Source organism: Ruminococcus sp. OA3 (assembly GCF_022440845.1).
GTDB lineage: Bacteria > Bacillota > Clostridia > Lachnospirales > Lachnospiraceae > Ruminococcus_G.
In genome coordinates this window covers 2251341-2270885 of the sequence record NZ_JAKNTO010000001.1, presented here as the reverse complement: position 1 = coordinate 2270885, position 19545 = coordinate 2251341, and the positions used below count along the sequence as shown (strand labels likewise).

The 19545-nt window shown below is 44.3% G+C and carries 17 protein-coding genes; all 17 read right to left on the bottom strand.

Annotation, left to right across the window (positions count from 1 at the left end):
• Positions 1 to 57: 57 nt before the first annotated feature.
• On the bottom strand, positions 58 to 1254 hold the full coding sequence (locus MCG98_RS10290) for a methyltransferase domain-containing protein (RefSeq protein ID WP_240301897.1): 1197 nt from the start codon (positions 1252 to 1254) through the stop codon (positions 58 to 60).
• Between the two features lie 14 nt (positions 1255 to 1268).
• Positions 1269 to 1811: a VanZ family protein gene (locus tag MCG98_RS10285; protein ID WP_240301896.1), complete on the bottom strand. Its 543-nt coding sequence runs from the start codon at positions 1809 to 1811 to the stop codon at positions 1269 to 1271.
• Between the two features lie 156 nt (positions 1812 to 1967).
• Positions 1968 to 3806, bottom strand: a complete 1839-nt coding sequence (gene glmS, locus MCG98_RS10280; RefSeq protein ID WP_240301895.1) for a glutamine--fructose-6-phosphate transaminase (isomerizing) — start codon at positions 3804 to 3806, stop codon at positions 1968 to 1970.
• A 3-nt stretch (positions 3807 to 3809) separates the two neighbouring features.
• Positions 3810 to 5165, bottom strand: coding sequence for a phosphoglucosamine mutase (gene glmM / locus MCG98_RS10275; protein ID WP_240301894.1), 1356 nt, complete (start codon positions 5163 to 5165; stop codon positions 3810 to 3812).
• A gap of 378 nt (positions 5166 to 5543) precedes the next feature.
• A complete protein-coding gene (locus MCG98_RS10270) occupies positions 5544 to 6992 on the bottom strand; it encodes a lipopolysaccharide biosynthesis protein (RefSeq protein WP_240301893.1) in 1449 nt (482 codons plus the stop codon).
• A 10-nt stretch (positions 6993 to 7002) separates the two neighbouring features.
• Entirely contained in the window at positions 7003 to 8424 is a 1422-nt protein-coding gene (locus tag MCG98_RS10265) for an O-antigen polysaccharide polymerase Wzy family protein (protein WP_240303413.1), read from the bottom strand.
• Positions 8425 to 8435: 11 nt separating this feature from the next.
• The gene (locus MCG98_RS10260) at positions 8436 to 9701 is read right to left on the bottom strand and encodes a glycosyltransferase (RefSeq protein ID WP_240301892.1); all 1266 of its coding nucleotides are present in this window, start codon (positions 9699 to 9701) and stop codon (positions 8436 to 8438) included.
• A gap of 31 nt (positions 9702 to 9732) precedes the next feature.
• Positions 9733 to 10935 carry an ATP-grasp domain-containing protein gene (locus tag MCG98_RS10255; protein WP_240301891.1) on the bottom strand — a complete coding sequence of 401 codons (1203 nt, stop codon included), beginning with the start codon at positions 10933 to 10935 and terminating at the stop codon, positions 9733 to 9735.
• An 11-nt stretch (positions 10936 to 10946) separates the two neighbouring features.
• Positions 10947 to 11564, bottom strand: coding sequence for a sugar transferase (locus MCG98_RS10250; protein ID WP_240301890.1), 618 nt, complete (start codon positions 11562 to 11564; stop codon positions 10947 to 10949).
• Between the two features lies 1 nt (position 11565).
• Positions 11566 to 12756, bottom strand: a complete 1191-nt coding sequence (locus MCG98_RS10245; protein WP_240301889.1) for an ATP-grasp domain-containing protein — start codon at positions 12754 to 12756, stop codon at positions 11566 to 11568.
• A 7-nt stretch (positions 12757 to 12763) separates the two neighbouring features.
• The gene (locus MCG98_RS10240; protein ID WP_240301888.1) at positions 12764 to 13414 is read right to left on the bottom strand and encodes a PIG-L deacetylase family protein; all 651 of its coding nucleotides are present in this window, start codon (positions 13412 to 13414) and stop codon (positions 12764 to 12766) included.
• A gap of 20 nt (positions 13415 to 13434) precedes the next feature.
• Positions 13435 to 14196 (bottom strand): UDP-3-O-(3-hydroxymyristoyl)glucosamine N-acyltransferase, encoded by a 762-nt coding sequence (locus tag MCG98_RS10235; RefSeq protein ID WP_240301887.1) that lies wholly within the window; start codon positions 14194 to 14196, stop codon positions 13435 to 13437.
• A 163-nt stretch (positions 14197 to 14359) separates the two neighbouring features.
• The gene (locus MCG98_RS10230) at positions 14360 to 15613 is read right to left on the bottom strand and encodes a DegT/DnrJ/EryC1/StrS family aminotransferase (RefSeq protein WP_240301886.1); all 1254 of its coding nucleotides are present in this window, start codon (positions 15611 to 15613) and stop codon (positions 14360 to 14362) included.
• Positions 15614 to 15647: 34 nt separating this feature from the next.
• Positions 15648 to 16154 (bottom strand): hypothetical protein, encoded by a 507-nt coding sequence (locus tag MCG98_RS10225; RefSeq protein ID WP_240301885.1) that lies wholly within the window; start codon positions 16152 to 16154, stop codon positions 15648 to 15650.
• 34 nt (positions 16155 to 16188) lie between these two features.
• A complete protein-coding gene (locus tag MCG98_RS10220; RefSeq protein WP_240301884.1) occupies positions 16189 to 17139 on the bottom strand; it encodes a site-specific integrase in 951 nt (316 codons plus the stop codon).
• A 439-nt stretch (positions 17140 to 17578) separates the two neighbouring features.
• On the bottom strand, positions 17579 to 17866 hold the full coding sequence (locus MCG98_RS10215; protein WP_240301883.1) for a hypothetical protein: 288 nt from the start codon (positions 17864 to 17866) through the stop codon (positions 17579 to 17581).
• Positions 17867 to 18089: 223 nt separating this feature from the next.
• Entirely contained in the window at positions 18090 to 19496 is a 1407-nt protein-coding gene (locus tag MCG98_RS10210) for an oligosaccharide flippase family protein (RefSeq protein WP_240301882.1), read from the bottom strand.
• Positions 19497 to 19545: the final 49 nt, after the last annotated feature.

The window sequence follows — 19545 nt, the reverse complement described above, 5'->3', positions numbered from 1 at the left end:
TTTTAATCGAAACAATAAGTGTCTAACGACATTATAAAAGGTGACCTTAGGTCACCTTCAAGTGTTTTTTGATATAAACTTACAACTAAAAATCCCCGCCTCTTTCGTAATACGAAATCCCTTCCTTGTCTTTTTCTCCACAAAGAGACGGAATTCCTTATAGCGGTCCAGAATGTACTGATTCTGGTTTCCATGGCAGGACAGGATATACTCGATCAGCGGTTCCGGCGTATCCACCAATAAAGAATCTTCATATATTAATGTCTGGACATCGTCAAAATACGATTGAAGCAGTTTCCCACCGTTTTCCAGCCCAAACTGTTCATACAGCCGGTCCGCTGACAACGTAATCCTGTCATCAAATCTTCGCACCAGCTCATTGATTTCTTTCATATGATTCGCACTGTAAGTACTGCAGACCAGTCTGCCGCCGGACTTCAGTACACGTGCAATGCCGGAACACGCTTTTGGAACATCCTCACAATAGAACAGCAGATGATTGGCGATGACCAGATCAAAACTGGCATCCGGATAAGGAATCTGCTGACAGTCAAATACCTCAAATGTAAAACGTCTGTCCCCGGGACCAATCGCCCGCCTCGCATCACGGATCATCCCCTCCGAAATATCAGACAGGATCACCTCGATACCAGCGGGTATGGACTTCAGATTCTCCGTCCATAAGGCTCCATTGCCGCATCCAAGCTCGAGCACACGCATCCCCGGCCGCAGATTACACTGCGCAAAGATCCACGGGAACCATCCCTGTTTGTTCCGGGTATACAGCGTATGCAGGTTAATCCGCGCAGATATGTTTGTGGCGTTCTGATACTGGCTTTTGAGGCTTTTTTCCATGTTTGTCAGATGGATCAGCTCCAGCATCTGACTCCAGTCGATATAATGATCCGTCTCGATCACAGAAGTCGTATCCTGTATCGCCTTCTCCACCATCTGCAGTTGCTCGATCCGGTCGCGGATCAGTTTCAGCTGCAGGTTAAGCGAATTGATAAGAATATGAGAATCCGAATCATTGATCGTCATATTCCGGATATCGTCCAGTGAAAATCCAAGATATTTGAGCAGAAGAATCTGCTGAAGTCTTGCAAGATCCGAATCTGTATAGAAACGCTTGCCATAATCATTGACATAGGACGGTTTAAGCACATTCTGTTTGTCATAAAAACGGATCGTACGCACAGATACCCGTGCCATCCGGGCAAATTCACCGGATGTATAGTATTTTGACTGCTCCATGCCTCACCTTCCTCCTAATTCTTCCTGCCCGCTATATAGCGGCATGCTCTTCTGGCTATCACATAGCCGACCACACATCCAAGCGTATTGTGTATGATATCGTCCCACTCAAACAGTCCCCGGTGAAACACAAGCTGGCAGACTTCGATACAGGATGATACCACCAGTCCTGTCAGGCAGGCGAACCACACGCTCACCGGCTTGCCCAGCGCAAAAGGCAGCAGCACCCCGAGCGGCATCAGCAATACGCAGTTGAGCAGAATCTCTTCCAGCATTCCCACACTGTTGTTTTCCAGCACATATCGGTACGACCAGAATAACTGCAGATTATAGTTTGCCTCCGAAGTCGGAACCCTCGTAAATACCGTCGATGCGAACACAACAAACAGAAAGATATAAATCAGTAAAATCGCGGTCCCCTGCACACCCTTCAATTTTCTCTTTCGTATCAGCACAGCCACGGTTATAAAAAGCAGGCATAATAAAACTGCAAAACAAACGGTCTCCCTGGATGACCAGGGTGGGTTCTGGTGTATCAATATTTCATATAAGTCCATGGACAGCTCCTATCGTAAACTCAATACTATGATATCAAGCTTTTCCCTTATCACACAACTCCATGCAAAAAAGACTTCGCCCCGAAGCAATCTCCTGTGTAACAGAAAAGAACAGACCCGATCACACACACATCATCAAGTCTGCTCTCCTTTACGCTATTCCACTGTAACCGATTTTGCAAGGTTCCGTGGTTTATCCACATCCAGCCCTTTCGCGAGTGACACATAATATGCCAGCAGCTGCAGCGGGATCACCGCCAGGCTGTTTGCAAAACATTCCGCTGTTTTCGGCACATAGATGGTAAAATCCGCCGTATCTTCAATGGAATAGTTTCCATAAGAAGTCAGACCCATCACATAGGCACCGCGGCTCTTCACCTCAACCATGTTGCTGACTACTTTTTCAAATAATTCAGACTGCGTCGCAACGCCAACGACAAGCGTTCCGTTCTCGATCAAAGAGATCGTACCGTGTTTCAGTTCGCCTGCAGCATAAGCCTCAGAATGGATATAGGAAATCTCTTTCAGCTTCAGTGATCCTTCCATTGAAATTGCATAATCCAGTCCCCGGCCAATGAAGAAAATATCATGGCTGTGGGAAAACTTATTCGCAAACCACTGAATCCGCTCTTTCTCATCCAGTATCCTCTTGATTTTATCCGGAAGTTTCTGAAGCTCTTTCAGATAAGCCGCATAATCGTCCTCCGGCACCACGCCCCGGACCATCCCAAAGTGAATACCGATCAGATACATTGCTGCCAGCTGTGTGCTGTATGCCTTCGTCGTTGCCACCGATATCTCCGGACCAGCCCAGGTGTAGAATACACTGTCTGCCTCCCTTGCAATGGAGCTGCCGACTACATTTACGATCCCCAGCACCTTAAACCCACGTTTGTGGGCTTCCCTCAGCGCTGCCAGAGAATCTGCCGTCTCCCCGGACTGGCTGACTACGATGACAAGTGTGTTCTCTTCCATCACCGGTTTGCGGTACCGGAATTCACTTGCCAGATCCACATCCACTGCAATCTGCGTCATCTGCTCGAGAACGTATTTGGCACTCATGCAGACATGGTAAGCCGAACCGCAGGCTACCATCTGGATTCTGCGGATATCCTTAATCTCTTCCTCCGTCATCTCCAGTTCTTCAATGACGATCCGGTTATTCTTAATTCTCGGACTGATGGTGTCTGCAACAGCTTTCGGCTGTTCATAGATCTCTTTGAGCATAAAATGCGCAAATCCACCTTTTTCTGCTGCTTTGGCATCCCATTCAATCCTGCTGAAATCTTTATTGATCTCCTCCTGGTCAATATCGTAGAATTTAACGCCATCCGCTGTCAGCTTCGCAATCTCCATGTTCTGGATAAAACATACATCTTTCGTATATTTCAGAATCGCCGGCACATCAGATGCGATGAAGTTTCCTTCTGCGCTGCTTCCGATGATCATCGGACTGTCTTTTCTGACGGCATAGATCGTTCCCGGGAAATCCTGAAACAATACCCCCAATGCATAGGAACCACGGATACGTACCATAACCTTGGCAATCGCCTCCAGCGGGTTCCCATCATAATAGTAGTCCAGCAAATGTGCAAGAACCTCTGTATCTGTCTGAGAGACAAACTCATATCCCTTCTTCTCCAGATTTTCCCGCAGTTCCTGATAGTTTTCAATGATACCGTTATGCACGATAACAATCCGCTTATCCTTCGTAAAATGCGGATGGGCGTTCACGACAGAAGGTTCCCCATGTGTCGCCCACCTGGTGTGTCCAATCCCACAATTCCCGTTTACCGCCTTGCCGTTGTCTGTCATTTCACACAATGCCATCAGCGGACCCTTTGCCTTGATCACGTCGATAACATGCTGATCCTGTTTCGTACCGTCCACTGCAATTCCTGATGAATCATAGCCGCGGTACTCCAGTTTCGACAGACCATCCAACAGGATGGGGGCTGCTGCCTGGTGTCCTGTATACCCTACAATGCCGCACATAGATTAATCCTCCCTGTAGCCATTCTTGATAATGACATCCAGCACCTGGTCTACAAGCCTCTCACACTGCTCATATTCCGGCGCTTCCACCATCACTCGGACAACCGGCTCCGTTCCGCTCTCACGCACGAGGATACGGCCGTCATTGCCGAGCTCATCAGCTGCACTCTTCACCGCAGCCTGCACTGCAGTATCCGCCTGTGCCTGCGACTTGTCTGTCACCCTGATATTCTTCAGTACCTGAGGATAAATCGTAACCGGGGAAGCCAGAACACTGAGCGGTTTTTTCTTTTCCAGTATGACTTCCATCATCTTGAGCGCCGTCAGAATACCGTCACCCGTGGTCGCATATTTCCGGAAAATAATATGACCGGACTGCTCTCCGCCGATGCGATATCCGTTTTCCGCCATATTCTCATAGACATATTTATCACCGACAGCAGTCTTTTCATACTCAATCCCGGCCTCGTCAAGCGCCTTATAAAGACCAAAGTTCGACATTACCGTTGTCACGACTTTGTTGCCCACCAGTTTTCCGCGGTCCTTCATATAGCATCCATAGATATAGATGATCAGATCTCCATTGACAACATCTCCGTTTTCATCCACGCAGAGACAGCGGTCAGCATCCCCGTCAAATGCAAAGCCGACATCCAGCTTCTTCTCTTTCACGAGCTGCTGCAGTCCTTCCATATGAGTCGATCCGCACCCCATATTAATGTTGGTGCCGTCAGGTTCATTATTGATCACGTAAGTTTTGGCTCCAAGCGCATCAAATACGCTCTTGGCAATCATCCACGCACTGCCGTTCGCACAGTCAAGTCCAACGCGCATGTTCTTATAAGAACGTGTAGCCAGAGAGATCAGATATCCCACATAACGGTTTCTGCCTGCGGAATAATCCACGGTGCGTCCGATAATCTCCTTCGTAGCCAGCGGAATCTCTCCCGCAATGCCGTCTATGTAAGCCTCGACTTTCAGAATGGTCCCCTCATCCATCTTCTCGCCGTTGCTGTTGATCAGCTTTATTCCATTGTCATAGTACGGATTGTGGCTCGCCGAAATCATAATACCACAGTCAAAATCTTCCGTCCGTGCCACATAAGAGACACTTGGAGTCGTCGTCACATGCAGCAGATACGCATCCGCACCGGAAGCTGTCAGTCCCGCTGCCAGAGCATATTCAAACATATAGGAGGATCTTCTTGTGTCCTTGCCGATCACCGCCTTGCAGCGCTCATCTTTTTTATTTCTGCCGTAATACCAGCCCAGAAACCGGCCGATCTTGTATGCGTGCTCCACTGTCAAATTCACATTGGCCTCACCGCGGAAGCCGTCTGTTCCGAAATATTTTCCCATTTTACCTCCCCTGCCGCACTTGCTGCGGCTCAAATCAGGGATGGGTGAAAGTTTTCTTTCAACCTTATCCCCTTCTTTCCGTGTAAATAACCCTTGTTTCAAAGGCAATCAACTTAAAATCCCGGATATATTAATTTCATTTTATCCATTTTACACTATAGTGGAAAATAAGTGGCATGTCAAGAAATGGAACGGATAATTTTGCAGATTGGGGTTTAATTATGCAGTATAACATACATAGCTACGCAAATTAAACCTCACATGAAAATTTCAATCCGGCATTCATAACCTCAAATGGAATCTCATCGGGATTGCAGAGCTGAATTTTGTGAAGAAAATGATTTGTTGACCGTGATGAATACTTAAACTGACATTCATTTATTTCAAATTGTTATCTCTCATACCGCTGATACTCCTGGTTATCTGCCGCCTTGCAAAAATTGCGAGAAACGCAGTGTAAATTATCGTGCAAATGAAGATCGCAATTATATCGCCCGGTGTTCCCCTCAAAAATGTCTTCATGAAAACTGAACCTATGACCATACAGCCCGTTGCCAGACATGGCGTAATAAATGTTACGAAAAATTTATTGAGTGCCATCCCTATATACTTTTTCATGAAGATTACGCTTATAAACACCTGCCACAGAACACACAGGCACCTTGCATAGACCATGATCCAAAAGCCATACCCTGCACTCACGATACAGACTGGAATCAGTATGACCAGGTAAAGCATTTGAAACAAAAATAATACCTGGGGTATTCCTTTGGATTTATACAGTTCAGCCGGAAAACTGTAAAACGTTACGCTGCACAGCATCATTAATCCCCATGCTCCCACTATATTGGCTGCTTCCGACCATTGACTGCCGAACAAGAGAAGTGTTGCAGTATCTCTATATAGGAAAAGGCCTGCTCCCATAGGCAATATAAGATAGAGTATCAGATTGTAAATATTGAGAAACGCATCACTGTATTTTTCTTTTGAATTTTTCAGACGCGACAATGTGGACAGCAGAACAGGGCTCATGGATGCAGATATCATTCCCATAATAGACTGAACCATGTTGGTGGAATTTTTATAGAGCCCTAGCTGGTATTCTGAAAACACACTCCCGACAATGAACGTATCCACCCAGAAAATCGTCCAGTTTGCAAGCGCTTCACATAAGGACCAGAAACTATAATTAAACATTCTTTTTAGAATCGTTACCTTGTAAAAAAAACCTGGCCTCCATTTAGAAAACGCTGTCAGCACCATCGCATTCACCAATGCACCAGAAATATTTCCGATGATCAGTGCCCAAAACGAGCGCAATATGAGTGCCAGTGGCACTGTAATCATTAAAGGGGCTGCCGCAACTGAAATCCTGGCGACAAATAACTTTTTAAACTCAAATTCTCTCCTGAAAATCGCCGTTTGAATGCTGGAGACCGATGTAATTATCAATTGTACACTGGCTATTGCTATAACGTTGCCGTAATCTCTATGTCCCAAAAATGAAGCGATCGGGAACCGGAACAGAATAATCAGCACTGTCATCAGTACAGAGATGCCAAGATTGGTCCAAAATGATACGTCTGCATACTGACCTTTTTCTTCTTCACTTTCAAAATCATGCTGTACAAGGTACTTGCCAAAACCGGCATCTGTAATTAAGTCGACAAAGCTAACCAGCATATTGCAGACTGCTACCACACCGAATGCATCCGGAGTGAGCACCCGAGCCAGAATCATGTTTGTTACCGGAACAACAAATTTAACAGCCACCTCTGAAGAAAGAGACCAACCCATTGACTTTTGAATCGTATTATCTTTTGTCATTCATGATACCTCACGCCCCAGGTGTCAAACCTTTTAGTTTTTTATTTAACAGAAGCTGTGCTGAAACAAACACAAAAATAATAGTAACTAAAGTTGTGGGTGCAAAAAGCTGTGTGATAAATCCAGTGTAACTGCCTCGTATAGCCCACAGTAATTGAGTGATGATTATGAAACGAATAGCGGTCGATAACACCCTCTCATCCTTATTTCTGTTTGCAATCCTTGCAATCAAAAGAGAATAGAGAACATTTCCCAGTATAATACCTGTATAACCAAAATCCTGATATAACTCAGCAATATAACAGCTGCCCGTCCCCCTGCCTGATAAATACGCATCTCCCATCACGGTATAACCCAGCGCATGCGTAAAGCTTCCTCCGTATAATGCATGTTCAACCGTATTTCCGTGATACACTTTGATACCAAACAGCCGCGCAAAAATTCCGCTGTGCAGGAACTCCAAAATATATGTCTGATCTGACGGAATTTTATCACTGTACATGTAAGCTCTCTTCATGACATTGCCGGTAACACCCTGATCGTAAAAGAAGTTGATAAATCCATCCATAAATCTGATTCCGGATATCTCCCCTCCTTCACGCCAGATGCTATAGCCCGATGCAAATACCGCTAATAGTGGAACAGCTATGACTCCGGTTATCACCATTTTTTTTGTGATCCAGGACTCATCTGGATTAAGCCCCTGGCGATATACAAAATACACAAACAAAAACAGAATTCCCAGCATCGCTGTAGAGCGCTGTCCGCTGCCCAGGGATATCACGAGATAAACTACATAGAAGATGAGCGGACACTTTATCTGCTTTTTATTTGGCCGTGTTGCAAGATAGATATTCCACGCAACGGGCATAATCAATTCAATTTTACTGATAACATATAATATGGTGTTTCCGGTCAGATACTCGGAAAAATCCGTATAATAATCCGTAACCCCTCTTGCAGCTACAAAACTTCCAACTGCAATCTCAGATACGACTGCAAACACCCACGAAAAATAATAAACATACAGACTTATTTTTTTTATTAACGCAACCTTCTCAGTATTATTCACATAATCTACGTTTCGCTTTCTGCGTTTTTTTCCATATTTGGTGAATATATGATAACCTAAACCAAGAGTCAGTAACGTTACAAAATAGGAAATGTAAGCATGTGCCTGCACATCCTCTGGAAAACTTTCTGTTTTATAATCTATGAATTGCTGCAGAAAATCCCTTCCCAACAGAAAAACAAAAAAAGCAATTAAGAAAACAAACAGCATACTCCGGTCTTTGATATGATGATATGCATAGAACAGTAAAAACAGCCAGGCAGACAAAACAAGCAAAAACCAGCCTTCGACATTTGTCAGCAAACCGGCAATCAACATCACAGCTATTGCCAATAGTCCATATAACGATTTGATATTCACACGCAAACCTTTCACCTCTTACTATCGATCTGTTTGTTACTCCCCTGCCAGAATAATTCGTTGGTAAACCTCAGATAATTCTTCTCTGCATTATACTTATCATCCCACAATCTTCTTGCCTCTTTGCGGAATCGCAGATACTGATACCTGTCCAGCCTGCAAAACCTCGTAATCCGATCCGCCAGTTCCTGGTCCGAAACATCCGCACTTAAAAGAATACCATTGACACCATCAGTAATTATTTCTCTGGTCCCGCCGACATCAGTGGCAATACACGGTATGCCCACTGAAGATGATTCCATGATTGATACGGGAATACCCTCTGATGAACTGACGTTTAAGAACAAATAATAATTTTCTGTCATATAATCTTCAAGCAGTGCCGTATTATCGACATTTCCCTTAAATTCATATGTAACGTTAGCGCCAAGCATTTTTTCTGCAAGCGCTTTGATATCCTCCATTAGCAGTCCATCTCCATAATGAGTCCATTTAATTTCCACATCTCTGATCAAAGACATGGCGCGGATTAACTTATCCAGACGTTTTACCTTTACCACATTGGAGCAGGTTACAATCTCATATGGAAAATCTTTCCACTCATATTCCTTTATACCGCGGTCCAATGTACCCAGAAATTTTGTAGCCACCTTGTTTTTATATTCGGGATAACCATTTAGAATATAATCAGTTCCATCATCAGAACAGGGGTATACAAAATCTATCTCATCAAGGATTTCTTGTCGCATTGGGATATATGCACCGCGGTGTTCTTCTTCATATAGATCATATCTGTGTGCCCTGGCGACAATCCTGCAGTTCAAGTTCCACTTTTTTCTCAGAATCATTGCTACGTACGGCTGATATTCAAACCTGTAGGAATAAAAAACAACCTCTCCAACCAGTTTTTGATTTTTCATTTTCTTTTCAATAATACCTGCTTCATAATACGCCCGGCTAAAGAAAACAAACAGATTGATTAAATTCCTGATACAAAAACGCCTGCGTTTAACAAGACGCAGGAATTCTTTATAAAAGTCAGCGTCAAATACCGCTCGCAGCGCATTTATCAGATATGTGAGCCTGGAGGCATACCATACCGGAATAACACTCACGTTTTTTCCCACAGATCTCCTGACATTTTTATGTTCTTCGCGAATCTGCAATGCAAAAATCCATACTTTATCAAACTCATTATAAAATTTTATTTCTGTTTCCAGATAAGGTTCCCAGTTTCCATATGGAAAGGCATTCGTAAACAGGCATAACGTTTTCAATTATTTCTCCTTCTGAGACTGAACTCTAAATTCAGACATCTATCCTTATTTTTTCAATAATCTCATTTGATTTTCTTTTACAGTCATTCATCGTTTTGCCTTTCACAATAATCTGTCCTACACAATCATTGGAATTTTCAAACACCCGGATATCATCCCCCGGCTTCCTGAAGAAAGTTATCTCTACAATGTCATCACTCATCTGGCCTGTATAACAGATGTCCTTTAAAGTCCCCTTCTTTTCAGTGGAAAACAGCATTTTTGCAAGCCCTGCGGTTCTCACAGGGTTTCTCATTTCCCAGTATTCTAATGGATCAGCCCCAACGGCCATAGCAGCAATCATCTTATAGTATTCAACACCGTAATTGATCTCAACAAGCTCCGGCAGACAGTTCGCACCCACCCGTCCTGTAAGCTCGATCATATATACTTTGTTGTCCTTCAATATCAGATCCACATTGACCGCACAGTTGTTCAGACCAATTGCCCTGATCGCCTTCCTGACCACATCCTCTGTCTGCCTGTAAACATTCTCGTCGCATTCAAGTGGAACATAATGTCCAACCGGAACAGCTGTATGGCTCATGAATGTCTCATCTCCGTGGGGCATTACAAACAGTACCTCCCCCTGGTAAACAAACGCCTGTGCACCAAACTCCCAGCCTTCAATGAATTCTTCAACGATACAGTATGAACGTTTCGTCAATTTCATCGCGGAATGAAATCCCTCTAAAGCCGCTTCCCTTGTTTTGGAAATATAGATGCCGTTGCTCCCCTGAAGATCTGTCGCCTTGATAATAACAGGAAGATGAATTTTTTTCAGAGCATCTTCCAGTTCCTGATCACTGGAAATTTCAAAATACTGTGCCGTGCTGACTCCGTTTTCCATAAAAGCCTTCTTCATCTTAGATTTGTCATTGCACATGATCGCAGCATTTTCCCCAATGCCCGTCAGATTTAATGTGTCACAGGTTTTTCCCAGAGCAGAAATACCGGTATCCAGACAACAGGTTGCAACACCGTCTAACTCAAGCTCCCTGGCTTTTTCCACAACCTCATCCGGTTCAGCGATATTCATATATTTGATTTCGTCGGCCCGAAAAATACCCGGAAGATTGTCACCTGGCATTGTCCCTGCTATGGCTGTAATTCCCATCTCCCTTGCCGCCTTATAAAGTCCCACCTGTCCACGGCCTGCACCCAGGATCAGCAGCCTCTTACCTGCTACATTCATACTCTTTCTCCTTAAGTTCTCCATTGCTTTGGATCGTCAACGTTCATATAAATATTTTTTCTCAGTAAAACTGTCTCAACTGTTTTGATTAGTATTTTCACATCACCAATAAACGTGACCCGCCTGGCATAATCGGCATCTTTTTGTAATTTCTCTTCCTGAGAAACAGAATTTCGAAAATATGCCTGTGTATACCCCGTTATCCCCGGTCTGACGGTAAGTCTCACCCGTCTCTTTTCATCATAATCCGAAAGCGGTCTGTCCGTGGTCACCGGGCGAGGCCCGACAACGCTCATATTGCCTTTTAAGACATTTAAAAACTGAGGTATCTCATCGATGGATGTCTTGCGCAGAACGCTTCCTACTTTTGTTATTCTCGGGTCCTTTGGCGAATTGTAAGTGGAATTGTCTTTGTTTCGTATGTCAGGGGCGTTCATTTTCATGGATCTGTATTTATACATTACGAAAACTCTTCCGTTAAGCCCTCTTCTTTTTGCTCTGTAAAAAACACATCCTCGGTCTTCCAGGTATATGAATGGCGCCACAATTATCGTAATTACACATACAAACGGAAATGCAGCAATACCAATAATGATGTCAAACAACCGCTTCAAATAACGTTGGTACACGTCAGAGTTCCTCCCCCACAATAAACTTGATTTTTTTAACCGCCTGATCGCACAGTGTCTCTGCCTGTTCCGGGTTGTCCGCCTGAGCGATCACGTAGCCCGCCCTGTCCAGACTGCTGGTCAGCGGAGGGATTCTGTCACCAATAGTCCGCAGACATTCAACCTTCATGATGCCGGGAATCTTCGCGGCTTCGTCCATGCCCTCGATACCCCTGATGATTCCCTCCCCGGCAGGAATGAACCGAATCGCACTTCCCCTGTGGAATTTAGGCGTCATATCGGGTCTCTCTCCGCAGGCCACCTGAATCACCGCTTTCAGAAAATCAACTCCCGTAGCCAGCGGAACCAGGTCTGTGGTAATAAAATCCCCGCCGAGCCGTGCTCCCAGCTCCACCACCTTTGCTCCCTTCGATGTCACGATGATCTCGACATGTCCCGGGCCTTCAGCTGCCCCAACGGCAAGCATTGCCTGTTTTGCCAGTCTTTTTATTTTCTCAGTGATCTCAGCGCCGAGCCGTGACTGTTCACTGTGCCCCATCTCTATAAAATGCGGCGCACCTGTTGTCAGCTTATCCGTCACAGCCAGCACATTTGCCTCTCCCGAAAGCATCATCACCTCGACGCTCACTTCAGGCCCTGTCATATATTCTTCGACTATGATCCTTCCGTTCCGGGAATGACTGCGTGCATACGCAATTGCCCCCAGAGCATCTTGGCCGTTCTCTGCAAGCGATACCCCTCTGCTTCCGGAATTATCTGCCGGTTTCACAACACATGGATACTGTATCTTTCCCAATATGAATGCATCCGTATCATCGGGGGCAAACGCGTAGAACCACGGACTGCTCACGCCGGCCCTTTTGAACGCCTCCATCATTTTTTCCTTATCCGTTGCGTTCAAAGCTGCCTCCGGGGATATTCCGGGGATATGGAGTTCTCTGCAGGCTTCTGCCACAGCTCGCATCGGCATATCCGTCTGAACCGTGGTAATACCGTCCGGTTTATAATCTTTTGCCGCCCTCACGACCGCATCCGTATCAATCGTACTTGCGTGGTAGAATTTATCTGCATAAGGAATACCGACGGCCCTGTCATTGTAATCTACGACCGCCAGTTCATATCCCAGCTCCTTCACTTTTCTGATCATCGGCATCTGACCCGCAGAAGCTCCGAGTATCATAACTTTTTTCATAACAGCTTCACCTCTTAACACTTCTCACCGTCATAAACGCCTCAGCCGCTTCCATGGAGCACTGGTTCCCCCAGAAGTGTGCCGCATGCTCCAACGCTTTTGCAGACCTGGGATGCGGATATTCTCTCACCTCGCTGTGATAACTCAGGAATGCCGCAATCTTTTTTTCCAGTGTATCCGTGATGTCAATCCAGGTGTCCGGCGTAAAGGTCCTGGGAAATCCCCACTCTGTGCTGCTCGCCGTATAAAAAGCATATACGTCCTCGATCCAGCCGTCCAGAGGCCGAAAGGCCACATTTGCCGCCTGAAAAAGCAGCTGATGATCCATATTAATGTCTCCGCCATACTGGCAGTACACAATATTCGGCTTGAACTTATCGGAGATCTTTTCCAGCGGAGTAATGATCTCGGTCAGTGTAACGGTATCTAACCGCTGGTCGGGAAAACCTATCTGTCGTATCTCTTTGACGCCGAGGATCTTTCCCGCCTGGCTGATCGCCGTCTTCTGTCCCATATCTTTTTTGTAGCGCAGGGACTCGCCCTCGCACATGATGACAGACATGACTTCATCACCCTGACTGACGTGCCTTGCGACAGTTCCACCCACTCCAAGCAGCTCATCGTCCGGATGAGCAGCAACTACTAAAACCTTTTTCATAACAGTATCCTCCAGTCAGCTCATCTCGCCGGATTGCCTTTTACAACGGCACCATCCGGGACTGGTTTTACAACGACGGCGCCCATGCCAACCAGCGCTTTTTCTCCTATCCTTATACCGTCACGCACGCAGCAATTGCCGGAAATATATGCCTGTTTCCCTGTCGTGGCGCTTCCGAACACGATACTTTCCCCCACAACAAATGTATCTTCACCCAGAATCACGTTATGGGAAATGAAGCAACTGTTATCTATTTTGCTGCCTCTCTTCAGTACCGTATCATCGATTGCACCTCTTGCAACCACTGTCAGGGCGCCAATCTGCACGTCATCCTCGATAACCACACCGCCAAACTGAGGCATCGTGACTGCACGTCCCTCTTCGTCCCGGTTCGTCGATAATCCGTCTGCGCCGATAACGGCATTTTCGCGAATGACAACATGATTTCCGACCTTTATCCTGCCGACCAGCCTGGCTCCACTGCCCACATACACGTGATCCCCCAGTCTGACCTCACCCCCGATATAAGCACCCGGAAAAATCCTGCACTCTGATCCAATCACAGCTTTTGGAGAAATACAGGCCCCATTCACCAGATTGTATTCTTCGACTTCCGGATAATATGTAATCTCATTGTCTCTGTAAAACCTGCAGTATTCGGTTCTGGGATCTGCACTCGCTGCGACGGCATGTCTCTCATTGATCTCCGGTGGGACTTCAACTTCTTCCGGCCAGAAAACCAGGCAGTTTGTGCAGGTTTCCAGCGCGTTTACTAATCCCATGTATTCTCTCGTTATGAACATAACCGCATTGTCTTTCGGAAAATACAAAGACGCCGGCCTGAAAACGTCAAATGATCTGCAGGGAACATATTTTTTTACATTTATCTCAAAATACTTCATTCCATTTCTCTCATTTCTTCTGTGCAAAACATATGTGCAGCTTCTACAGTAACTCCGCGGAAACTCTCTTCACTGCCCATACCAGATAGTCTATATCCTCATCACTCAGGCTCGTATGCATCGGCAGCGTAATCTCATTCCTGAACTGCTCATACGCATTGGGGTAATCCCTGATATCGAATCCAAGCGCCTGATATCCCGTATGCATCGGCAGCGGCTTGTAATGAACATTTGTCGCCACACCCAGCTGCGCCATCCTGACAATAAAATCATTGCGGATTTCCGGTTCTATGGCAGCCTGCCCCTTAAAGAGACGCAGGATATAAAGATGCCCGGATGACTGCCATTCTTCTGTATAGTGCTTCACAGGTTCTGTCCCGCTACCACAAAACGCTCTATCCAGTCTCCCAATCATATTCTTCCTTCGGTTCAGCATGCTGTCATAACGCTTCATCTGACCGAGACCGATTCCGGCATGAACATCCGTCATATTACACTTAAACCAGAGTCCTGCGATGTCGTATTCCCAGGCGCCCGGTTTCGTCTTTGCCAGCGCGTCCCTGCTTTGGCCGTGAAGGCTCATCAGCATATAGGTGTGATAGAGCTCCTCATGATCAATTCCCGGAATGTCTCTCCACACAACTGCGCCGCCTTCCGAAGTCGTCAGATTTTTTACGGCATGGAACGAAAAGCAGGTGAAGTCTGCAAGGCTTCCCACAGGCATTCCTTTGTATGCCGCGCCAAAAGAATGGGCCGCATCCGCCATAACAATGATGCGGCCCATCGCCTGTTGGATCCTGTTATCGGACGGCTGAAATAAATGTTTCTTCCGCTCCACAATCTCGCAAATCCTGTCATACTCACAGGGAATACCAAAAAGATCCACGGGAACGATGACTTTTGTGTTTTCTGTAATAGAATCCTCCAGCTTTTCATAATCCATCGTGAATTTTCCGGGTTCGCAGTCGACCATCACGATCCTGGCGCCCACATGGTCCACCACAGATGCAGTAGCCGTGTACGTATAAGCCGGGACGATCACTTCGTCTCCCGGGCCAATGCCCAGGATACGAAGAGTCATCTCAGAGCAGGCCGTATTGGAGTTCAGACAGACTGCCCTCGAGGTCCCACACCGTTTCGCCGTCAGTCTTTCTAATTCTTTCGTCTTAGGTCCTGTGGTTATCCACCCTGAACGAAGCGTGTCCACCACCTCATTTATCTCATCCTCCGTAATATCCGGGGGACTAAACGGAATATCACGCTTTACAAACTTATTTTTCATCGCCGTACTTTCCATTCTCCTGTCCTCTTGCTGCCTGTCTGTCACATTTTTAGCTCTTGTAGAAAATTTCCAAACCCGCCCACATCGTATTATTTACATAATGCAACGGAACTTCCAGCCGCGCCATCCGTTTATGGCGGTCAATTTTTCTGATATAACACTCTAGTCCCCGAAGCGGTCCCTCGTCGATATGTGTTATCCCATCACAAATATATCCTCTGGATAACTTAAGGTGATGGGAAGAGTCACACAGCGAACGCAAAAATCTCTCTTCCTCCGGCAGCACCTTAAACAGTGTATTTGGAACATCCTCCGCTTTCACGAAATCCCAGCACTGCTTTAATTCATCAGAGTTGATGTCTTCATCTTTTGATTCCAGAAATATGTAATTGGGAAACATGAGAGCATTTTCTATATGCCACTGTCCCTGATAGCGTTTCATGCGATCAAATGTGAAGGTAAATATGTCCTGTATTTTCCCTTTTGTTATAAACCTTCGACTGAGCTGCAAAATATCAACCGCTTCACCAGAAGAACACCTGAGCGCATACCACATGAACAACACCTCCCTTTTCGCAGAATACCGAATTCTATGAAAGTGCAGTCAGAAGGTTCATCTGTTTTTTCTTAAATTCCAGCGAGGAATGAAAATAGTATTCCAGCGTTATTTTAATATCGGAATGCCCCAGAATCTCACTCAATGTTTTGGGATCCATCCCCGCCATGATGCACCGTGTGGCAAACGTATGGCGCAGCGTATGGAAATTCAGGTACCTTATATCCGCCTCCTGCAGACATTTTTTATAGCGGTACTGCATCGTGCGGGGTTCCATGGGAGACTGGCTGCCGGTGAGGACGTAATCGGGGTCCGTATAATTTCTCGCCAGCGTCTGTATAGATCCGTACAAAAACTCCGGTATGGGAATCATCCTTATGGAAAACGCACTCTTCGGTTCTGAGATAATCAGGTTTGTCTTTTTTTCAGATCTCAGGTTTTCCAGCGGCAGCCGCTGAACCGTGTGCTGTATATGAATGTAACTGCCTTCCAGGTCTATATCACACCAGCGCAAAGAACATACTTCTCCCAGCCGAAGCCCCGTATACAGGCACAGATAGATGCCAAACGTTGATAAATTCATGTTTTTCTTAATATAATTTTCCAGTTTGACCTGCTCCTCGTGGAGAAATACCCTGGCCACATTCTTTGCTTTTCCCAGTCTCAGAGACAGCGTGAGCGGCACGGAAATCAGATTCTTACTGTGCGCCAGCTGTAGCGTATGATTCATGATCATGATGATGCACCGGAGGTTTCCCGGAGAAACTGCCGGGCCTTGGGTACATCCGTCTTTTAATAAATGAAGACGAAAACATTCCAACATCCGGGGTGTTATCTGTGTAATTTCGATTCCTAAAAAAAACGGGAAAATATGGTTCTGACTCAGCTGCCTGTACTTCACATATGTGGACAATGCATTCCTGTCCTTTACACTCTGAAGCCAATAATGAACCACATCATTAAAATAAATTTCTTCTGTCGTCATAACTAGTTGTATGCCCCTTTCGCTTTTGGTTAGTATGGTAGATTGTATTACTGTAGTATTCTTATTATTATACATTTTTTCAAAAATACTGGGGAAAATTCAGAAATTTTATATTGATTTGATCATTTAGCATTTGCAATCTTTCTGTTGCATTCTTATTTCATCTGAGGTATAATGATTTAGATTTCATAGAATTCGGTATTCTGCGAAAAAAATGATATTGACGGAAAATAGAGATGAGTATTGACAGAAAAACAAAAAGGTCATAGAAACCAATGGCGTAATGACGTGGTTTCTATGACTTTTTTGTTTTATTTACATTTTCATGATATTGGTGAGTATTCTGCGACGCCGTAATATTCAAGGATTGCTCTCTGAAGCAGAAATACCTGCTCTGAAACTTAGGATTTAGGTGCTCCGAATTTCCGAAAAGAGTGCACTATTCAAACGGAATACTCCCCCCTTTTCGCCAGTTCACGGTGAATCCAAGCACAATCCGGTTCCAGATAAACGTTTGCTTTTTTCTGCCGTTCCGGATAAAGCAGATATAAAGCTGTGGATTAGTCATCTCCTCTCCGAGCGGCCATCGGATTCTTTTTTCATCTGCAAGCCTTTCCACTTCCCTAACGGTGTTGCGAGAGCTGTGCAGCGATCCGGCGATCTGTGAGATGTTGTGTCCAATGCTCTGAAGCCTCAGGATTTCACGATAATCTACCTTGATCATCATCCTCCTTAAATGATAGTCACACGAGAGTGTGCCATAATCATTATAAGAATGACTTTGGTCATCGTCTATCCCTCTTCGAGATCAGTGATCTAAATCTCCGTCAAAGGTGGTCAGTTTGGCCATGAAGGATGGTCAGCTTATCTGAAATATACAAGGAACCATTTTCACCGTAATATACATAATGACTTAGTTATCAATTACCATTCCCGATGACCCAGTTTAACTATCGCATTATTTTGGCTCTCATTGTTTTGATAATTTTCCAAACAATTTCTTTATTATTAAAATATCCCCAAACACAGACCAAAATTAGCACAAACAACATCAATATATGATTGTTAACAAAATAAACCACTCCAACGATAGTAAACATAACCAGTAATTGAAGTGTGAACCTTAATGGCAATCTTATTTTGACCATTCGTTCCGATACTTTCATTCGTGCGAAGAGTATTACTAAATATGATACAAGTGTAGAAACCGATGCCGCATATAAACCAATAACATTGATTAAACACAAATTTACAATTAAGTTTACAACTGCACCCAAAATGGTAGTAATACCCGTTGTTTTTGAATCCTTGAATCCAATAAATATTCCTCCATACATTGAGCACATTGAGTTAAAAAATACAGCAAGCAATAAGATAAAAATATGAGGATAGGCATCCCTATAATTTATACCTATTAAAATTTCAAACAGTAATGATGAACAACAAATTATTCCCAATACAAGAAAAGAAAAGAATCTGTATGATGATCCCATCATTCTATTCAAATAGCCATCTCTATCTTTATCTTTCATTGAAATAGTAACATTTTCTGTCCAAGCCAAGTTGAAAATTGTATAAATAGTTGTATAAATTGCAGGCAACTTATTTGCAGCAGCATAAATACCATTAAATGTACTACCAAGAAACACTAGTATCAAAACCCTGTCAGACATATTAGCAACCCACCATGAAACAGCGGTAGGCACAAGCGGAATTGAATAAGAGAGCATTTCCTTTAAATTGCTGATATCAACGGAATTAAACTGTATTTTTTTCCAGAGTTTCTCATATAAAAATACACTGATGCCACCAAAAAGATTCGAAACAAACAGCGCAATAAGAATAGCTTCTCCACCAAAATGAAATATTAAAATAAGTAAAATATTCGTAATCAATGCCACCACTGTAATTGCCGTGCTTACTATCGAATACATGCCATTATGACCATATCCGCGAAGTACGTTAAGCATAATATTGGTGAACGAATTCACCCAATATGCTGCAATAAGCAATATCACATGTGGTATTGGCCAAAATATATTTAAAATAACAATAGCAATGGTAAAAACTACAGATCCTGCCAAATAAACTAACATACCAGAGGACAAATATTCAATCTGTTTTTTTTCAACATTTCTATATTCAATTAAATACCGAAATATTGCAGCATCAACTTGTAATGTGACAATATATAGCGATAACGAAATTACTGTTTGCAAGACATCTATCGTTCCGTAGTCCTCGGGAAGTAAAACAGATGTATACAAAGGCAATAATAAAAACGTGAATAATTTAGCACTTAATTTACCTATTGCCAGTATGCCTGTGTTTTTTACAAGTTCTTTTTCTCTACTCATTATAAAAAAATCTTTCTGTTATTTTGAAATAATAATACATTTTACGCAA